The organism is uncultured Flavobacterium sp. (genome assembly GCF_963975515.1).
Taxonomy (GTDB): Bacteria; Bacteroidota; Bacteroidia; order Flavobacteriales; family Flavobacteriaceae; genus Flavobacterium.
Genome location: NZ_CAXBGY010000007.1, coordinates 111,183 through 130,513, shown reverse-complemented (window position 1 = coordinate 130,513; position 19,331 = coordinate 111,183). Strand labels below are relative to the sequence as shown.

At 32.8% G+C, this 19,331-nt stretch carries 8 protein-coding genes; all 8 read right to left on the bottom strand.

Features of this window, described 5'->3' with window-relative positions; all coding sequences use genetic code 11:
- Positions 1-3: 3 nt before the first annotated feature.
- Positions 4-705 carry a response regulator transcription factor gene (locus AAC008_RS09580; RefSeq protein ID WP_339889039.1) on the bottom strand — a complete coding sequence of 234 codons (702 nt, stop codon included), beginning with the start codon at positions 703-705 and terminating at the stop codon, positions 4-6.
- Between the two features lie 21 nt (positions 706-726).
- Positions 727-2,310 carry a HAMP domain-containing sensor histidine kinase gene (locus AAC008_RS09575; protein WP_339889037.1) on the bottom strand — a complete coding sequence of 528 codons (1,584 nt, stop codon included), beginning with the start codon at positions 2,308-2,310 and terminating at the stop codon, positions 727-729.
- 79 nt (positions 2,311-2,389) lie between these two features.
- On the bottom strand, positions 2,390-2,965 hold the full coding sequence (gene coaE / locus AAC008_RS09570) for a dephospho-CoA kinase (protein ID WP_339889036.1): 576 nt from the start codon (positions 2,963-2,965) through the stop codon (positions 2,390-2,392).
- A gap of 2 nt (positions 2,966-2,967) precedes the next feature.
- Complete coding sequence (locus AAC008_RS09565; protein ID WP_339889034.1) at positions 2,968-3,960, bottom strand: glycosyltransferase; 993 nt, start codon at positions 3,958-3,960, stop codon at positions 2,968-2,970.
- Positions 3,961-4,019: 59 nt separating this feature from the next.
- Entirely contained in the window at positions 4,020-6,221 is a 2,202-nt protein-coding gene (locus AAC008_RS09560) for a T9SS type A sorting domain-containing protein (RefSeq protein WP_339889033.1), read from the bottom strand.
- A gap of 96 nt (positions 6,222-6,317) precedes the next feature.
- On the bottom strand, positions 6,318-10,301 hold the full coding sequence (locus tag AAC008_RS09555) for a GEVED domain-containing protein (RefSeq protein ID WP_339889031.1): 3,984 nt from the start codon (positions 10,299-10,301) through the stop codon (positions 6,318-6,320).
- Positions 10,302-10,421: 120 nt separating this feature from the next.
- Complete coding sequence (locus AAC008_RS09550; RefSeq protein ID WP_339889030.1) at positions 10,422-14,156, bottom strand: fibronectin type III domain-containing protein; 3,735 nt, start codon at positions 14,154-14,156, stop codon at positions 10,422-10,424.
- 125 nt (positions 14,157-14,281) lie between these two features.
- Positions 14,282-19,330, bottom strand: a complete 5,049-nt coding sequence (locus AAC008_RS09545; RefSeq protein ID WP_339889029.1) for a fibronectin type III domain-containing protein — start codon at positions 19,328-19,330, stop codon at positions 14,282-14,284.
- Between the last annotated feature and the right edge of the window lies 1 nt (position 19,331).

Below are 19,331 nucleotides of genomic sequence, written 5' to 3'. Positions count from 1 at the left end.
AAATTAATTTTTTATAACCAATCTAAATCCTTCACCATGAATATTTAGAATTTCTACGTTCTCATCTGGTTTTAAGTATTTACGAAGTTTTGCTATATAAACATCCATACTTCTTGAAGTGAAATAGTTATCATCTCTCCATATTTTTGTTAAAGCTAATTCTCTTGGCATAACATCATCAACGTGTAAAGCTAACATTTTAAGCAATTCACATTCTTTTGGTGATAATTTTGAAGGCTCTTGTCCATTAAATGAAAGTTGTCTTAATTTTGAATTTAGGTGAAACTTACCAATTGAAAATTCAAAAACTGTAGAATCTGGTTTAGTTTCTGCACTTTTTCTTTGAATAATGGCCTTAATTTTCATCAACAAAACTTCACTATCAAAAGGTTTGTTTAAATAATCATCTGCTCCAACTTTATATCCTTTTAACACATCTTCTTTCATAGATTTTGCAGTTAAAAACACAATTGGCACTTCTTGATTTTTTTCACGAATTTCTCTAGCTAAAGTATAACCATCTTTATAAGGCATCATTACATCCAAAATACATAAATCATAAGTATCTTTTTTGAATTTTTCGAAACCTTCCATACCGTTTTTCGCATGAGTTACTTCAAAATCATTTAACATTAAATAATCTTTTAGTATAGCACCAAAATTTGGATCATCTTCTACTAATAATATTTTTTTTGCTGTTTCCATAGTATTTTATATTTTCTTTAATTAATTAATAATTGGCAATTTAATTGTAAAAGTACTTCCTTTTCCTTTTTCACTTTCTACCGAAATATAACCGTTGTGGTCATCTATAATTTGTTTAACATATGATAATCCAAGTCCGTGACCTTTTACATTATGAACATCACCAGTATGTTCTCTAAAAAATTTTTCAAACACTCTTTTTTGAGCTGACTTACTCATTCCTATCCCGTTATCTTTTATTTTAATTAGAATAAAATCACGAAGATTTTCTGTATGAATATTAATAATTGGTCGCTCAACTGAATATTTTATAGCATTATCTAAAATGTTTACAATCACATTTGTAAAATGAGAATCATTTAGTAAGGCTGTTATCCTTGTTGCTTCTAAATCTGTTGTTATCTCTCCTTCTCTATCTTCAATAATTAAAGCAATATGTTCTACTGCATCTTCAATAATTTCATGGATATTATGAGGCTCTTTAATAATATCTAATTCTTTCTTCTCTAATTTTGAAATACGTAATACATTTTCTACTTGAGCATGCATACGTTTATTTTCATCTTTAATCATATGCAAATAGCGTTGAACTTTTTCTTTATCATCAATCACCTTAGGATTTTTGATGGCATCTAAAGCTAAATTGATTGTAGCTATAGGTGTTTTAAGTTCATGCGTCATATTATTGATAAAATCTGTCTTAATTTCAGAAATTTGCTTTTGCGTTATTAACTGTTTTAAAGCACTTACATAAGTCAAAATAATAATCAAAGTCAACATCAATGATAAAGCCACAACCCAAAAAATTGAGGATAAAACATACTTGTTTTTTTGAGGAAAAGTAACTAATAATTGATAACGACTATTACCTTCTAAATCTTGAAAGATAGGTACTCCATAAGTATTATTCTTATCATAATTAAAATTCTCAGATTTTAACTTTGTAGCTAATCCATTATTGTAAACACTAAACTCAAAAGGTGTTTTTACTTCATATTTGTTGAGTTCATTGAACAAAATTCGTTCTAAATCATCTTTTGACAATCGCTCATAAAGTGATTTTTGAGCCATAACATCCTTAAATGAAATTTCAAATTGTGCTCTATCAAGAATATCTAAATTTCCTTTATTTTCAATTGTTACATTAGGCGTATTTCTTAAGCTAATTGACGAATTATCAATTCCATCGGCATTATAAACTTCCGTTTTACGCTCTGCAACATATGATTTTATAGCTGATGAATCTGCTTTTTTATCAAAGAACGTTCCTTTTATATCAAAATCTTGCGGAATTATTGAATTAGAATAAATTATAGTTTCATTAGTATTATTATTCTTTGAGATATAATAAAAATTTCTAATATCACTTTGTTTAGGTGGTTTTCCTAGACTATCTGCCATTTGATTAAACCTCCTATAAAAGGTATAAAACTCTCTATCATTGATGTTTTGTGATACATTTCCAATAACTTGCTGAACATGTTGCTTAAACTGTTCATTATTTTTTTGAAGCAACAGGTTTATCCAATAGAACTTAATTAATATTAGCCCTATCAATGATACACTCATAAAAAAAACCAATAATCTAAATCTTGCTTTGTTCATCAATACAAATTTAGTATTTTAACATAATTAATGAATATATATTAACCAAACATTAACAAATTGAACCTAAATTATGTTATTATAGATAATTTAACAATTGATCTAGCTGAATATGAGTGTCTTTTAAAGAAATATTTTGAATTACATAATCCGATTTCAATATTTTTTCCTCTTCAGCCATTTGATTATTAATTCGTTGCAGAACACTTTCTCTAGCAATATTGTCGCGTTTCATTGTTCTTTCAATTCTTGTTTCCAGTGGTGCTGTAACTAAAATAATTGCGTCACAATCCTTATACGAACCCGATTCAAACAAAATTGCAGATTCTTTTACAACAAATTTGTAATCTAGCTTACTTTTTAGCCACTTTTTAAAATGTTTTTTTACTTCTGGGTGAATAATAGCATTAAGTTGTGCTAATTTTTCTTTGTCACTGAAAACAATATTGGCTAAAAATGCTCTATTTATTTTATCATTTTCTAAAACTTGATTACCAAATAATTCAACAATTTTTGAAGTAACTCTTTTTGAATTTGTAATTTTTCGAGCTTCATCATCAGCTATATACACAGGAATATTTTTCTCTATTAAATAGTTTGCTACAGTAGTTTTTCCACTACCAATTCCTCCTGTTAAGCCAATAATTTTTGTCATAATTATTTAAAAAATAATTCTGGAAAAGCTTTTTTAGGTTCTAGTTTCATTAGTTTAATTCTAATAAATGAAATCAAAAAACCCTTACCATATCCATAAAATTGAATAAAAGTTGCTAAAACTGATAATACTCCTACTTTTAAACTTTTATTTTTGAGAGTACTGTCAATTAATAACATCAAAAAGTATACAAATAGTATTATTAAAGGCAAATAAAATTGAAAAAAAGTCATTATAAAGGCAAATAAAATTCCGAATAAGAACAAAGAGGGAAACCAAAATGTAATCTTTGAATATTCAGGATACCATGAATCTAAGATTGGTCTTGCTTTACCAAATTTATTAACTTGCGTAAAAAATTTATTCCAATCTATTCTTCTTTTATGATAAACAAATGCCTCTTTAATTAATGTAGTCTTGTATCCTTTTTTCCATAACCTAATAGATAAATCTGGGTCTTCACCTGGATGAATATTTCCAAAGCCTTTCGATTCTTCAAAAGCTTTTTTAGATAAGCCCATATTAAAACTTCTAGGTTGAAATTTTTCTAATTTTTCACTACCTCCTCGAATTCCACCAGTTGTAAAAAATGATGTCATAGCGTAATTAATAGCCTTTTGCACATCAGAAAAACTATCTAAAGCCTTATCTGGTCCACCAAAACAATCAACATAATCTTGATTCAAACCTTTTTTTACATTTTCAAAATAAGTTGTTGGAAGAATACAATCAGAATCTAAAATGATAAAATAATCACCAGAAGCTCGTTTCATACCATAATTCCTTGAATCTCCTGGTCCAGTATTTTCTTTAAAGAGATAACTAATATTCAATTTTGATTGAAATGATTTAACGATTTCTTCTGACGTAATTGTAGAACCATCTTCTATAATTACAATTTCAAAATCTAAATCAGACTGCAAAGCTAAACTCTCTAAAAGTTCTTTAGTTTCTTCAGGTCGATTATAAACGGGTATGATAAACGAAAAATTCATACTACAAAGATACTTTAATTCTAAAAAAAAAACCACTTTAAAAAAAGTGGCTTTGTTTGTTATTGTTTAACAATTTTGATAGTCTTTATAAAATCGTCAATTTCTAATGTAACTATATAATTTCCAGCAGCTAATTTGGATAAATCTAAAGTAGCTTCATTTTCATTTACTTTTTGACTAAAAACTTCTTGACCAAGAGTATTATTGATTTTTACCGAAGAAATTCTTGATGAATAACTTATCTTAAAATAATCTTTTACAGGATTTGGATATGAAGTCAAATTATTTTTCTCAAAATTATTTGAACTTAACGTACCATCATAAGCAGAAATTCTAAATAAAGAAAAATCATTTCCACCAAAATCCCAAATTCTAACATAAATTATTTCACCTGCTGTTCTTCCTGTTAAAGCAATTTTAGCATGAAATGGATCTGAACCACTATCGTTATCACATTGTAATAAACTTAAGGTTGAGCAACTTCCTGAATATAAAGCCATTCCTGTATCGCTTAATCCACCTGGTTCTTGTTTGGTTTCTAAAGTAATGTTTCCGGTTGAAGGAACAGTAACTTTGTACCAAACATCTAAAAAAACAGAACCGGTACAACCTGGATTTGGTACAGTTGATGCCAATGCTCCAAAATTAGCTGATGTAATTTCATTTTGAGAAAAAGTTGTTCCTGGAATTAAATTAATTGCTCCACTACAATCATCATTATTTGGTGGACAACTTGATTGTGTTAAAAAAGGACTTGTTAAAACACAAGATGAATCTTGATTATTAGTGACAGAAACCAAAACTGATGTTGCATTTTGAAAAGGACCTAATTGAACATTTCCTAATGAATTTAAGTTAACTGGTGTACTTCCTAAATTATCTGAAACAAGAACAGATGTTGCAGAACCAAAACTAGTTACATTAGTATTTATAAAAAACTGTGTATTGCCACCTGTACAATCTGGGACAATTGTATAAGTTGCTGTTGGATTGGTACAGGTTGCTAATTGAATATTTAAAGAATAAGCAACTGATTGAGGTGCTGGAAATGTAGAAATTACAATATAATATGATTGTCCATTAGTTATTGGAAATTGACTAATTGTTCTAACATTAGCTGTTCCATTTGCTACACCTGCTAAACAATTTGAACCAATGTCTGCACAACTTCCATAAACAAAAATTCCAGAATACAAATCTGAACCTGTTGAAGGCGTTAGATTAATATTAATAAACCCAGTTGTAGTTGCAGTATATTTATAAACTACATCATCTCCGTCTAAGTAGAATTGGGAATTACTTCCACAGTTCGATCCTTGTCCACCAGAATAATCATCACCATAGTTAGCAGTATTATCAGTTGTGTTATAAGGCAAAGTAGTTATTAGTATTGGATTTCCACATACATTTCCTATAGGTGGAGCTGCAATAGTAGTAAAAGAATATTGAGTACAACCAGTAGCATCTCCATTTCCGTTATATGGAGTTATTGTAACATAATAAGTTGTAGCGTATGATAAAATTGGTAAGTCATAAAAAGTTACATTTCCAACATTTAGATTATTAACAATTTGTGTTCCACCTGATGTTGTTCCAACCTTCAAAAAATAACCCGTTGGAAATCCTGTAGCTGCTGACCAATTTAAATTCGTAGTTTCACTTACGTTAGTAGCTAAATTTGTTGGTGTAGCCATTACAGCATTACAATTTGGCACTGAAGTAGATTGTGATGCGTTAACGTTATCAATATAAAAATAATAATCACCTGCTGTCCAAGTTGAAAGAAATCTTAATTTAAAATCTGAAGTATTTGGAACAGAAGCCGCTGGAATTGTAAATGATTTATTTGCACAATTATTACTAACAACATGATTTGAATCATTAATAGTGAATTGTGTTACCCAAGTACTACCATTGTCTTGAGACATTTGCACTTGTAAATTTCCCCATCCAGCTGGAGTTGCAACTGTTGCTGCAGAAAAATTTACTACTTTATAATCAAACGTAATTATTACATTTTGTCCGTTTGATACAGATGTATAATTAGGACTTGACAACCATCCTGTAGATGAAGTTGAACCAGTATATAAACTACTTCTAAAAGAAACACCACTACAAGCTTGCGTTACAGAACCTGAATATCTACTTGCTGACCAACCAGATGGCAAAGATGTTGAAGCGTTAAAATCTTCAGAAATTGAAACCTGAGAATATATATTTAGCGAAATAAGACAAAATAGAAATAGCGTAATTTTTTTCATAAATCGTTGTTTAACAGTTCAAATGTATTAAAAAATTAGATACAAAAAAAACTGCTCCAATTAAGGAGCAGTTTATTTAAAAATATTAATTATAGCTTATTGCTTAATCACTTTTATTGTTTTAACAACATCACCAACGGTAACGTTTACAATATAAGCACCTGCAGTTAAACTAGTCATGTCAATTTGAGAAGTAGTATTATTTACTTTTCTTGAAATAACTTCTTGTCCTAGTAAATTAATTACTTTAACAGAAGTGATTTCTGAAGAGTAAGATAAATTTAAAACATCTTTAACTGGGTTTGGATAAGCTACAAAACTAGCATTATCAAAACTAGAAGCTGATAATGAACCATCATAAGCAGAAACTAAAAATGTTCCAAAAGCATTGTTTCCATATTCCCAAACTCTAAAATATAAAACACTTCCTGGAGCTTGACCTGTAACTATAATTAATGGATGGTCACCAGTTGCACTTGAAGAATCGTTACAAGCAATTTCAGTTAAAGAACTACAAGTTCCACTATAAACAGCTCCACCAGTATCTGTCAATCCACCTGTAGTAGGATTCACTTCGAATGTTAAACTACCAGAAGCAGGAACCACTGCAGAATACCAAACATCACCACCTTGATAAGAAGCACAAGTAGGATCAGTTTGTGTTGAACTAGTTGCAGCAACATTTGTTCCTGTTACTTGATTTGTTGCGAACACTCCACCAGGAGTTAATACTGTAGGATTTGCGCATTCATCATTTACTGGAGGACATGCGTAAGTGAAATTCCCTAATGGCAAATCACAAGTTGTGTCTGAGCCATGTAATATAGTTAACGCATTTGAAGAACCACTTGTAAAAGGTCCTGCTGTAACTACACCAGTTGTAGTAATAGGTAATGTAGTAGTTCCATAACTTAAAACTGGAGAACCACTTCCTAGATTAGTTACATTTACATTTACTGAGTATTGATTATTTGCACAATCTGGTACTATTGTAGCTGTTGCACTAGCAGGTGTACATGAAGATACTATTATATTTACTGAGAAATCTAATGTAATTCCATATGATCCCGAATAACATGGATTAGCTGTTGTTAATGCATCAGCGGTAACAATTCGCATTCTATGCGTTCCTAATGCAGCTGTAGCTGACATAACAAAAGATGCATTTAATACAGTAGGGTTAGGAGCTAATGATTCTCCTGTATATACTAATTCTGAAGCATCAAAAATATAATTATCATTAAAATCAATCCACATATATGTGTTATAAGTATAACCTGTAGCAAATGAAATTTGAACATTTGTATTTAATCCTTGTGGCAAAGTTACTGGAGTTGCTGAATGATCAAAATACGTAACATCAGTAGTAGGGAAATCAGTTGTTCCTAATTGAACATTTGTAATTCCTGAATTGTCATTTGACGTTGGCACTGAAGGACAATAACATCCTGTAGCTACAGTAGTAAAAGTATTTTCTGTACAACTTGAAGCAATACCAGAAGCATTATATGGACTTATTGTATAATAATATGTAGTATTAAATGTTCCTATGTATGAATATGTTGGAGCCGCACCAATATCAACATTATTTAAGATATTAGTTCCTCCCATAGTAGTTCCCATAGTTAGATAATAACCATCAGCTAAAGGTGTTGCGTCCCAACTTATAACAGTTGCTTCATTTCCACAAGTTGCGTTAGGTGTTGCTACAATATTTGAAGCACATGTTGGTGGTGTTGCTGGTGTTTCTTCAATAGTAACATCATCAATAGCAATATCATCATAAAAACCAGATGTATCTCCTGCATAAATAAATCTAACTTGAAGATTACCTGTTATAGTTAAAGAACTTAAACTAATTACTTTCTTTTCCCAACCACCTGGAGTATTAGTATTGTATTGTGCCATAGCGTTCCATGCAGCACCATCCCATACTTCAACTATTAATGTAGAGTTTTGAAATCCTTCATTATTACTTAATTCATAAAAAGTAAGTCTTGGTGTAGTTAATGCAGAAGCATCAATTAAAGGAGATGTTAAAGTAACGTCAGAAAAATCTGGAGTAGAATCATCTACCCAAGCAAAATAACCCCCTGATGTAGTATTTCCTGTAATGGTTCCATTATTTCCAATATGATTACCAGAGCCCGTGTTTGAAAACCTCCAGTCTTCACCTCCAGACATTGTCCAACAACTAGGTATTGCACCAGCGTTTGAAAATCCTTCTGTGTAAGGAGCTGTAGATGGTATACACTGTGTTTTAAATGTGAAGGGGCCAGTCCATGAACTATTTACTGGTCCAGTACAAACTGCTCTTACATAATATTGATAAACAGTATTAGGAGTTAATCCACTTAATATATGAGGATTTGCAGTAACACCATTTACAAATGATCCTGTTCCTAGAGGAAAATTATTTGGACCGTATTGAATGTCCCACATTGCTTCAGTTGCTCCATTAGTCCAACCTAATGTTGCACTTGTACTTGTTATTACTGTAGCAGTTAAAGCAGTTGGCTCAACACATGAAGAATTAACTTCCCATTTAACATCATCTATATAAACCGTAGTTGCAGAAGGAGTTGGTTGCGTTGTGTTAAGTACTAATTGTGTAACACCAGCTGGAACTGAAGATGGAATAATTGTAAATTCTTGTGTATTGGCAATTACTGTACTTGGAAGTTGAATTGGCTCAATTTCTACATAACTAGTTACATCTCCAGGAGTTGCAAAATAACCAACACTCATTGATTTATTTGCTGAAGTTGCAAAAGCTTTAAATTTTAATCTATGTGTATTAGCTTGTAAATTTGATACTGGAGCCATGATTGCAAATGCAGAAGTCGTTGTACTTACATTCATATACAACCTATTAGAAGGTGACATTGGTGCTGAAGCTCCTGTATTAATATAAACATTTGCAGATGTTCCTGCTCTACTCCAACAATCAGGCAAACTAGTTGAATTTGCAGGATATGAATCAAAGTTTTGAACAAAAGCAGCTACTTGATCACATAATGTTTTGAAAGTTCCGCTTAAAATCCAGTTTCCAAAAGAAGAACCACAATCTGATCTTACATAAACATAATATGTAGTATTAGCAGTTAATCCAGTTGCTGAAACCATATTTGTAGCAGAAGGTGTTCCTGCTCCAGTTGGTAATCCAGCTGTACTTGTAATAACATACTGATATCCGTTTGATGGTAATGGTGTTGGTTGTGTCCAAGTAACATCAGCAGAACTACTAGTCAAACTTGTAAGTGCTATACCTGTAGCTCCAGGACAAGTTGGTGGTGTCCAAGTAAACGTTAAACCACTTGCTGGAATAATTGTAGCATTCATTGTAATTGCCCCTAATGCATCAACACTAGATGTTGTTGCTGACCAAGAAGTAAGTGAAGTTCTAGAATTAAAATTACTTGCTGTTGCAGCTGGACTAGCTCTTAATCCTACATCATAGGTGCTAGAAGTTGCATTGTTTACTTGTGTTCCATAAACTATTTCTACTAAATTTGAAGTTTCTTTTAATCTAATTTGAAAATTAAAATTATCCGTTCCGGCAGTAGCTCCAAATTTTTTATAATTCTTAAATTGAATTACTAAAACTTGATTTGGTGCAGTTCCTGTTAATTCATAACGAAGAGTTGATCCAACTTGAGCTTGTAAATCTCTTCCTAAACCAGAAATTCTTGCTACTAAATCATCAGTAACAGCTGTAGAAGTAGAACGCGTAGGAGTATATGAACTAGTTGAATTCATATTAACTGCTGCTGCACCTAATGATGACATCCCTAAAGAAATCCATCCATTATTGTTTACTCCAAATCTATCATAAACAACTCCATTAAAAACGAAGTTAAAACCAATTGGTAATCCAACTCCTGTTGTAGCGAATCCTGCACCAACTAAATCGGCAGGGTCTAAAAAGCGTTGGTCGTCTGATGTCTCAGTACCTAATAAAGTACCACCAGTAATTTCTGTATAGGTACCGTTTGACTGTGAAAATGAATAAGCCACTACTTGTGCATTTAAATAACAAGTGGACATAATCATTATCAACAATAAAGTAATTTTTTTCATAAAGTTTGATTGTTTGTTAATAATATGCTAATATAAGTAAAAATGACTTTAAATTAAAAAAAAACAGCTGTAAAAATGAATTTACAACTGTTTTTTAACTTATTTTAAATATTAAATTAATTACTGCTTAATCACTTTTATTGTTTTAACAGCATCACCAATAGTAACGTTTACAATATAAGCACCAGCAGTTAAACTAGTCATGTCAATTTGAGAAGTAGTATTATTTACTTTTCTTGAAATAACTTCTTGACCTAATAAATTAATTACTTTAACAGAAGTTATTTCTGAAGAGTAAGATAAATTTAAAACATCTTTTACCGGGTTTGGATAAGCTACAAAACTAGCATTATCAAAAGAATCATTGCTTAAGAATACATCTACATTTATATTATCAACAAATAAACCATTTTGATTTACATCTGAATAAGCATTAAAACCAAAATAATAAACTCCAGATGCTGAAGGTGTAAATTGTGTAGAACTATTTAACGGTGTGTCATTTACAATATTTGATAAATCTACAATTGGATTTGTCATAGCAGTTGCATTTGTACTAGTTCCATATGCTACTTTTAATTTTTCTACATAAGATCCAAAAGGACTTCCTCCATAATCAAATGCAATAGCATATGTTGTTCCTACAGTTAGGTTAACTCCTTGTGTATAGAACCAAACATTTGCTGGAGCTGAAAAACTATAATTATATCGAAGAGTTTTCGTTGTAAATCCAAAACCAGGGTTATTTAATGTTGCCCAAGAATTACCAGTTCCTAAATTTTGTTGTGATGTACAGTTTGGCAATGCTGGTACGACAGCTGTTTCAAAATTCATAACGTATGGAACATTTGTAGCATTACAAGTTGTTGTAAAACTAAATGGCCCAGACCATGAACTTTCTCCAGCCGAACCACCACAATTAGCTCTTACATAAAAACTATAAACAGTGTTTGATGTTAATCCTGTTAAATTATGAGGGTTTGTTGTTGTTGCTGTAATATTTGGTGTTCCTGTTGGAGTAAATCCAGAAGTCCCCCATTCAATATCCCATACAGTTGCTGTTGCACTTTCTGTCCAACCTAAGTTTGCTGAAGCACTTGTAATACCAGTAGCAGTTAATGCAGTTGGAGGTATACAAGCTGGTGCAGGAACTATATTAACAGAAAAATCTAATGTTACCCCATATGAACCTGAATAACAAGGGTCAGCTGCTGGCAAAAAGTCAGCTGTAACAATTCGCATTCTATGTGTTCCCAATGCTGCAGTAGCAGGCATAATAAATGATGCATTTAAAACAGTTGGGTTGGGAGCTAATGATTCTCCAGTATAAACAATTTCTGAAGTTTCAAATGTAAGGTTATCGTTAAAATCAATCCATATATATGTATTATAGGTATAGCCTGTAGCAAATGAAATTTGAACATTTGAATTTGTTGATTGTGACAAATTAACTGTTGTTGCTGTATGACTAAAATACGTAACATCAGTAGTAGGAAAAGCTGTTGTTCCTAATTGAACATTTGTAATTCCTGAACCGTCATTTGAAGTCGGCACTGAAGGACAGTAACATCCAGTTGCAAAAGTTGTAAAACTTTGTTCTGTGCAACTCACTGCGTTTCCAATAGCATTATATGGAGTTAAAGTGTAATAGTAAGTAGTATTAAAATTTCCAGTAAGCGAATAAGAAGTAACATTTCCTAAATCTACATTATTAACTATATCTACTCCTCCAGAAGTTGTTCCAATAGTAATTCTATAACCATCGGCTCCTACTGTTGCATCCCATGTAAATGGAGTTGCATAATTTCCACAAGTTGCGTTTGGTGTTGCTACAATATTTGAAGCACAAGGAGGTACTGATGCGGGTACTGGTTCCCACACAACATTATCAATTTTAATTGTTTGGTAAGTTGCAGTACTTCCGTGTTTAAATGCAATATAATTATCCGTTGTTGTTACAGTAGAGAAATTTACAATATACTCATTAAAACCATTTGGAGCTTGAAATGGCTCAACAGAAGTATATGTAGCAGCATTAGTTGGATCAGTCATTGTTCCAACTTCCATAGTATAATTTGTACCTCCACTAACTCTAAATTTAAGTCTGTGAGTTCCATTTGGTAGGTCCGTTAAGTTTGGAGTAATTAAAAGTAAATTTGCTGTAGCGTCTCCAGAATTATATAGTTCTGCACTATTTGGTTCTGTAAAAGCTACATTATCTTCAATAGTAACTCTAGCAAATCCATCTGTTGAATTAACTATTTTATACCAACAATTTGTTAAACCACCATCAGGTGTAGTGTCAAAATTTTCAGTAAAACTTCCAAAAGGGACACATGCTGTAACAAAAGAAAATGGTCCAGTCCAATAACTTGTACTAGATGTACAGTCTGCTTGAACATAAAAACTATACTGTGTATTAGGAGTTAATCCATTTAAAGTATAAGGATTGGTAGTCACTCCATTTACTGGTGTTCCATTTCCTTGTGTATATCCTATTGGACCATACTCAACATTCCAAAGAGTTGAACTACCCATTTCCATCCATGCTAATTGAGCAGAAGTTGTAGTAATTGCACTAACACTTAAACCATTTGGCTCTGGACAACTTGGGGTAAGTCTAACTTGAAAATTATCTACAAAAAATTCTATATCTGCATTCCCATTATCTATTCCTTCTACCATTCTAAATGCAAATTTTACTGTTTGACCAGCAAAAGCACTTATATCGATAATATTAATAGAACCTGTGTTTGAAGGAGCGTTAGTTGCATCAAAAGTATATAATACAGTCCAGTTAGCTGTTCCTGTAGACACTAAAACTTCGACCACATCATCAGCTTCCCAAGGAGTTGTTGGCGCTGAAGTACTTGCGTATTGTGTTGCAGCTGCATCAAATTTTATTTCATAACCTGTTGCAGGAATAACGTATTGTGGCGAAACAAACCAATCATTTGTGTTAGAAGTAAAAAAGTTATACTTAATTGCTCCTGTTGTACCAACATTTCCAAAACCATCTGCAAACCATGAGCCAGCTCCCGGTGTTGTAGGTCCAGCCGTAAGATCTCCTCCGTTAGCTTTTGACCAACAAGCAGGGATAAAAGTTGAAAAAGTTTCAATTGAAGGTACCGTTATTGCTACACAAGCAGTTGTAAAAGTACCGGATGCAGACCAAGAAGATGTTTCTGTTCCACAGTTTGATCTTACCCAATAATAATATTGAGAAGAAGGGTTTAATCCTGTTAAACTTGCAGTTGTTCCTGTTGCAATATTACCACTTGGAGTTGTAGTTGCTATTGGTGCGGTATTAGTAGTTGAATAATAATAATCATATCCACTTGATGGTACATTAACTGGTGCTGTCCAAGATATATCAGCAGTTGTAGTTGTAACATTTGCTGAACTTAACCCAGAAGGCACTATACAACTAGTTATTAATAATACCGAAGTATTGTGACAACTTGCTGTTCCTGCACACGCTGCATTATCTGAAAGGTGAATTCTAACACCAGCAACAGCCACATTTGTAACTGTTTGAGGAGATATTCCGTGTTGAATAACGGTATTTGACAGGTCCGTTATTGTTACATAAATATGAGCCCCAGCTCCGTAGGTAGTACCCACTTGACCAGCAAAGACATAATCTTCACCTAGAGTTAAACCTGTAACAGTAGAATATTCTTCCGTACTATAAGCACAGGTTGTTATACCTTGCATCAAACCGGAGTTATTAGAAACAACAGTCCCGAATGCTGTTGGTCTAATACATTGTGCTTTAATTGATACAAATGTTGTTGAAAAGAATCCTAAAAGGATAATCAACGGTAACATCTGTTTAAATGTAATTTTTTTCATATAATTGTTAATTTTTAAGTTAAACATCTACGAATTTAATCAAAAAAAAAACAATTAACTGTTTTTATTTTAAAAAAAAACTGCTCCAAGTTTGGAGCAGTTTAAAAATATACTATAATTTTCTGTTATTGCTTAATAACTTTTATTGATTTAACAATATCATTAATTGTAACATTAACAATATAAGCACCAGCAGTTAAACCTGTCATGTCAATTTGAGAAGTAGTATTATTTACTTTTCTTGAAATAACTTCTTGACCTAATAAATTAATTACTTTAACAGAAGCTATTTCTGAAGAGTATGATAAATTTAAAACATCTTTAACTGGGTTTGGATAAGCTACAAAACTTGCAGTATCAAATCCGTTAACTGATAACAATGGTGTAATATTTACAGTAAAATCTAATGTTACTCCATATGAACCAGAATAACAAGGGTCGGGAGTTGTTAAAACATCTGCTGTTACAAGTCGCACTTTATGCGCTCCTAATACAGCCGTTGTTGGCATCAAGAACGATGCATCCAAGACTGTAGGATTTGTTGATAAAGATTCACCTGAATAAACAATTTCTGAAGCTTCAAAAATATAATTATCATTAAAATCAATGTAAATGTATGTATCATATGTATATCCTGTTGCAAATGAAATTTGAACATTCGAGTTAGCACCTTGAGCAAATGAAACTGAAGTAGCTGAATGATCAAAATAAGTTACATCTCCATTAGGAAAGTCAGTTGTACCTAGTTGAACATTAGTTATACCGGAATTATCATTTGAAGTTGGAACTGAAGGACAATAACAACCCGTGGCAACAGTCATATAACTTTGTTCTGTACAACTAGTTGCTGAACCTGAAGCATTAAATGGTGTAATAGTGTAATAGTATGTAGTATTTGGAGCTCCAATATGGCTATAATTAGGAGCTGCTCCAATATTAACGTTATCTAATACGTCATTTCCTCCAGTAGTAGTCCCCATAGTCATGTAGTAACCATCTGCTAAAGCTGTTGTATCCCATGTTATTACAGTAGCGTCATTACCACAACTAGTATCTGGTGTAGCAACAAAATTAGTTGCACAAACTGGAGGCGTTGATGGAGATTCATCTATTGTAACATCATCAATAGCAATATCATCATAAAAATCTGAAGGCTGTTCTGTTACAACAAATTTTATTTGAATAAGACCAGTAATTGTTAAAGTACTTAAATCGATAGTTTTTTTCTCCCAACCACCAACAGTATTGGTATTGTACATTGCCATTTGATTCCAAGCAGCACCGTCCCAAACTGAAACATTTAATTCGGCATTTAAATTCCCTTCATTGTTACTTAATTCAAAAAATGTTAATCTTGGTAACGTTAATGAAGAAACATCAATAAGTGGTGAAGTCAAAGTAACATCTGGTGATGTTGACCCTGAATCATCAACCCAAGCAAAATAATTACCTGTTGTTGTTGTACCAGTAATAGTACCTGCATTACCAATATGGCCTGTTCCAGAATTATTAAATTGCCAAGTATCAGAAGTACCAGTATTTGTCCAACAATTTGGTAAATTTCCAGCATTTTCAAATCCTTCTGTATAAGGAGCAGTAAAAGCTACACATGCACTAGTAAATGTTAATGGACCTGACCACGTACTTAAACCATTTGTTGTTCCACAATCTGTTTGAACATAAAAATCATAAGTTGTAGCAGGAGTTAAACCTGTTAATGCATATGGATTTGTAGTTGTTCCTGAAACCAAAGTTCCACCTGTACCTTGAGTAAATCCAACTGGACCGTACTCAACATTCCAAGTTGTTGCAGAACCATTATCTGTCCAACCTAATAATGCACTTGATGACGTAATAGTTGTTGCTGTTAAAACAGTTGGTGCTGGACATGAAATTAAAGTTGTAAAACTAAACGGTCCTGCCCAAATACTTTGTCCATTAGTTGATCCACAATCAGCTCTAACATAAAAGCTATAAGATGTATCTGCAGCTAAACCCATTAAATTGTATGGATTAGTAGTTACTCCAGCAATAGTTGGTGTACCTGTTGGTGTAAAACCAGTAGTTCCCCATTCTATATCCCATATTGTAGATGAACCGTTTTCAGTCCAACCTAAATCTACAGAATTTGCTGTAATATTAGTAGCTATTAAAGATGTTGGAGCGAGACATGTAGGAGCTTCCATTACGAAGAAATCGTCAACACCTAAATCATTATAGTAATAATCTGAAGTTGTTCCTGCTGGATTTGCAATCGCATAAATACGGAATTTAGTTGTAGAAGGCACTGTTGACGGTACAACTGCTGCTACTTCAACCCAACCTGTAAAATTACCTGTTTCCGTCGCAATATTTAACCATGTAGAACCATCCCATACATCTAAAGCAATTGTATGATTAATTGTGTTGGTCGTGTTTTCAGACAAAAACCAAAAACCTGCATATGGAGAAGTTAATCCACTAATATCAATTAGAGGCGAAACCATTTCGTTTGCAGTGATATTACTTGAGGCATCAATCCACATATAATTTGAAGTAGTTGTCGTATGATCACCTATATCTGGTGAATAAGTATTTCCTGTGTTTGTTACATCATTTGTAACATCCCAAAAATCTGGACCAACTTGTGTTTCCCAACATAAAGGTAAAGCAGTATAAGGTGATACTAAAGCCAAACCGTCAAAGTTTTCTAAATATGGGGCAACAAAAGCTGTACAAAGAGTTGTAAATGTGTGAGGTCCTATCCAAAAACTAGCACCCGCAGTTCCTCCACAATCAGCTTGAACATAATAATCATAAACTGTAGAAGGAGTTAATGCTGATAATGTATATGGGTTTGTTGTTACTCCAGAAACTAATGTCCCTCCTGTTCCTTGAGTATATCCTACAGGACCATATTCAATGTTCCAAGTCGTAGATGTACCCATTTCTGTCCAACCTAATACTGCTGAGTTTGATGTTACATTAGAACTCGTTAATGACGTTGGTTCTGGACAAGCTGGAATAGCTTCCCAAATTACATCATCAACATAAGCAATGGTAGTTCCTGCAGGACTTCCAGGATTCAATATAGCTAAATGCTTAACTCCTGCTGGAATTCCAGTTGGAACAATTGTGAATTCTTGCGCCGTTGATGCAGCTGTAGAAGGAAGAAATGCTTCTGTCAACTGAATAAATGTTGTTAAATCTGATGGATCTGTTAAATATCCTATAGATAAAAATTCATTTGCACTTGTAGCGTAGGCTTTAAACCTCAACCTATGTGTATTTGCTTGTAAATTTGACACCCCTGGTAAAACAGCACATGCTTGTGTTGGTGTTGTTCCACTAGCACTAAAGTAAAGTCTTTTTGCAGGTGACATTGGAGACACAGAACCAGTAGTTATATATGTAAAGCCTGTTCCTAACCTATTCCAACAATCTGGTAAAGGATTAGCTGAACCAGTTGCATAAGCTTCAAAGTTTTCAGAAAATTCAGTCAAATCATCACATTGTGTTTTGAAAGTAAATGGTCCAAACCAAGAACTATTTGTTGGACCAGTGCAAACACCTCTAACATAAAACTGGTATGAAGTATTAGCTGTTAAGCCTGTTAAAACATGAGGATTAGCTGTTACACTATTTACCATTGTTCCAGAACCTATAGAAAAACCTGTTAAACCGTATTGAATATCCCATACAGTTTCAGGCCCTCCATTTGTCCAACCAAGAGTTGCACTGTTGTTAGTTATCATAGTTGCTGTTAAAGCAGAAGGTTCAACACATGCTGAATTTACTTCCCATTTTACATCATCAATGTATGCTGTTGTAAAAGCACCTGCAACTAAATTAAATACTAATTGAGTTACTCCAGCAGGAACTCCATTGGGTATAACTGTGAATTCTTGCGTATCTGCAACAGTTGTACTAGGAATTTGAAATGGCTGCAGCTCCACATAAGTTGATTCGTCTCCTGGTGTTGTAAAATAACCAACACTCAATACTTTATTTGCAGTCGTACAATAGGTCTTAAATTTTAATCTATGCGTATTAGCTTGTAAATTAGATACTGGTGGCATTACTGCATAGGCAGTTGTCGTTGCACTAATGTTCATATACAGCCTATTTGCTGGTGACATTGGAGAATTAGAACCAGTATTTACATATACATTATTAGAAGTACCTACTTTACTCCAACATACTGGTAAGTTTCCTGTACCTGTTGGTGTTGTATCAAAGTTTTCTACATAAGCAGCAACATCAACACATAATGTAGTAAATGTAATAGGACCTGCCCATATACTTTTATCAGATGCACCACAGTTACCTCTAACCCACATATAGTAAGTTGTAGCTGGCATTAATGAAGTTAATGAAGCTGTAGTAATTCCAGTAGCTGTTGTTCCTGTTGGAACTGTAGCAGGTAATGGAGCTGTATTTGAGGTAGAATAATAATATTCATAGCCGTTTTGAGGTTGAATAGCATTTTCTGTCCAAGCTACGTCAACAGAAGTTGTTCCTAAATTAGAAGTAATTAAACTATTAGGAGCATTACAAGAAACCACAAAATCAAAACCAATTAATGGTCTTCTATAATTTGAAGAAGCTAAAGATGCAGAAAGAGTTCCTGTTGTATTATTGTTGTACTTAGTAGTATTATTATTTGATGTATCAGCACAAGGTGATGTGTATTCATAATTCCATGAAATCGAAGAACTTGTAGTAGTATTACTATATTCAAAAAATACAGCTAAATTCTGTGTTCCGTTATAAATAAAGTTAGTTGCGAAAGGAAATGATTTCCATCCAGCATCGGTACCTACTGCCGAAGCAGGATTTGAATCATAAACCAAAGTTGCACCAGTTGTTTCTGCAACCCAGTCAATAGCTGTTGCTCCCCAATCTGTTGCGGTAACTTCTTTTAAGTATATCTTAAAATTTGGTGTTCCTGCCATTGTTCCAGTAGTGGAACTTCTTTGAAAATACATTGAATTCAATGTTTGACCATTTAAAGTACTCAATTGAGATGCAGGATAGATAACAGCTGTTCTGTTATTAGAATTTGCCGTTGCTTGGCTGTACATTGGTCCATAAGTAGTTGTACCAAGGTTTGAACAAGAATTAATAGTCCATAATTGGGCGTTCACCTGTGTGAACGCAAATAAGGCAAAGAGCCAAATAGTAATTTTTTTCATG

Bases quoted from the DNA above. Each gene is read 5' to 3' on its own strand.
- AAC008_RS09580 (WP_339889039.1), bottom strand. From the start codon at position 705: ATGGAAACAGCAAAAAAAATATTATTAGTAGAAGATGATCCAAATTTT.
- AAC008_RS09575 (WP_339889037.1), bottom strand. From the start codon at position 2,310: ATGAACAAAGCAAGATTTAGATTATTGGTTTTTTTTATGAGTGTATCA.
- coaE (WP_339889036.1), bottom strand. From the start codon at position 2,965: ATGACAAAAATTATTGGCTTAACAGGAGGAATTGGTAGTGGAAAAACT.
- AAC008_RS09565 (WP_339889034.1), bottom strand. From the start codon at position 3,960: ATGAATTTTTCGTTTATCATACCCGTTTATAATCGACCTGAAGAAACT.
- AAC008_RS09560 (WP_339889033.1), bottom strand. From the start codon at position 6,221: ATGAAAAAAATTACGCTATTTCTATTTTGTCTTATTTCGCTAAATATA.
- AAC008_RS09555 (WP_339889031.1), bottom strand. From the start codon at position 10,301: ATGAAAAAAATTACTTTATTGTTGATAATGATTATGTCCACTTGTTAT.
- AAC008_RS09550 (WP_339889030.1), bottom strand. From the start codon at position 14,156: ATGAAAAAAATTACATTTAAACAGATGTTACCGTTGATTATCCTTTTA.
- AAC008_RS09545 (WP_339889029.1), bottom strand. From the start codon at position 19,330: ATGAAAAAAATTACTATTTGGCTCTTTGCCTTATTTGCGTTCACACAG.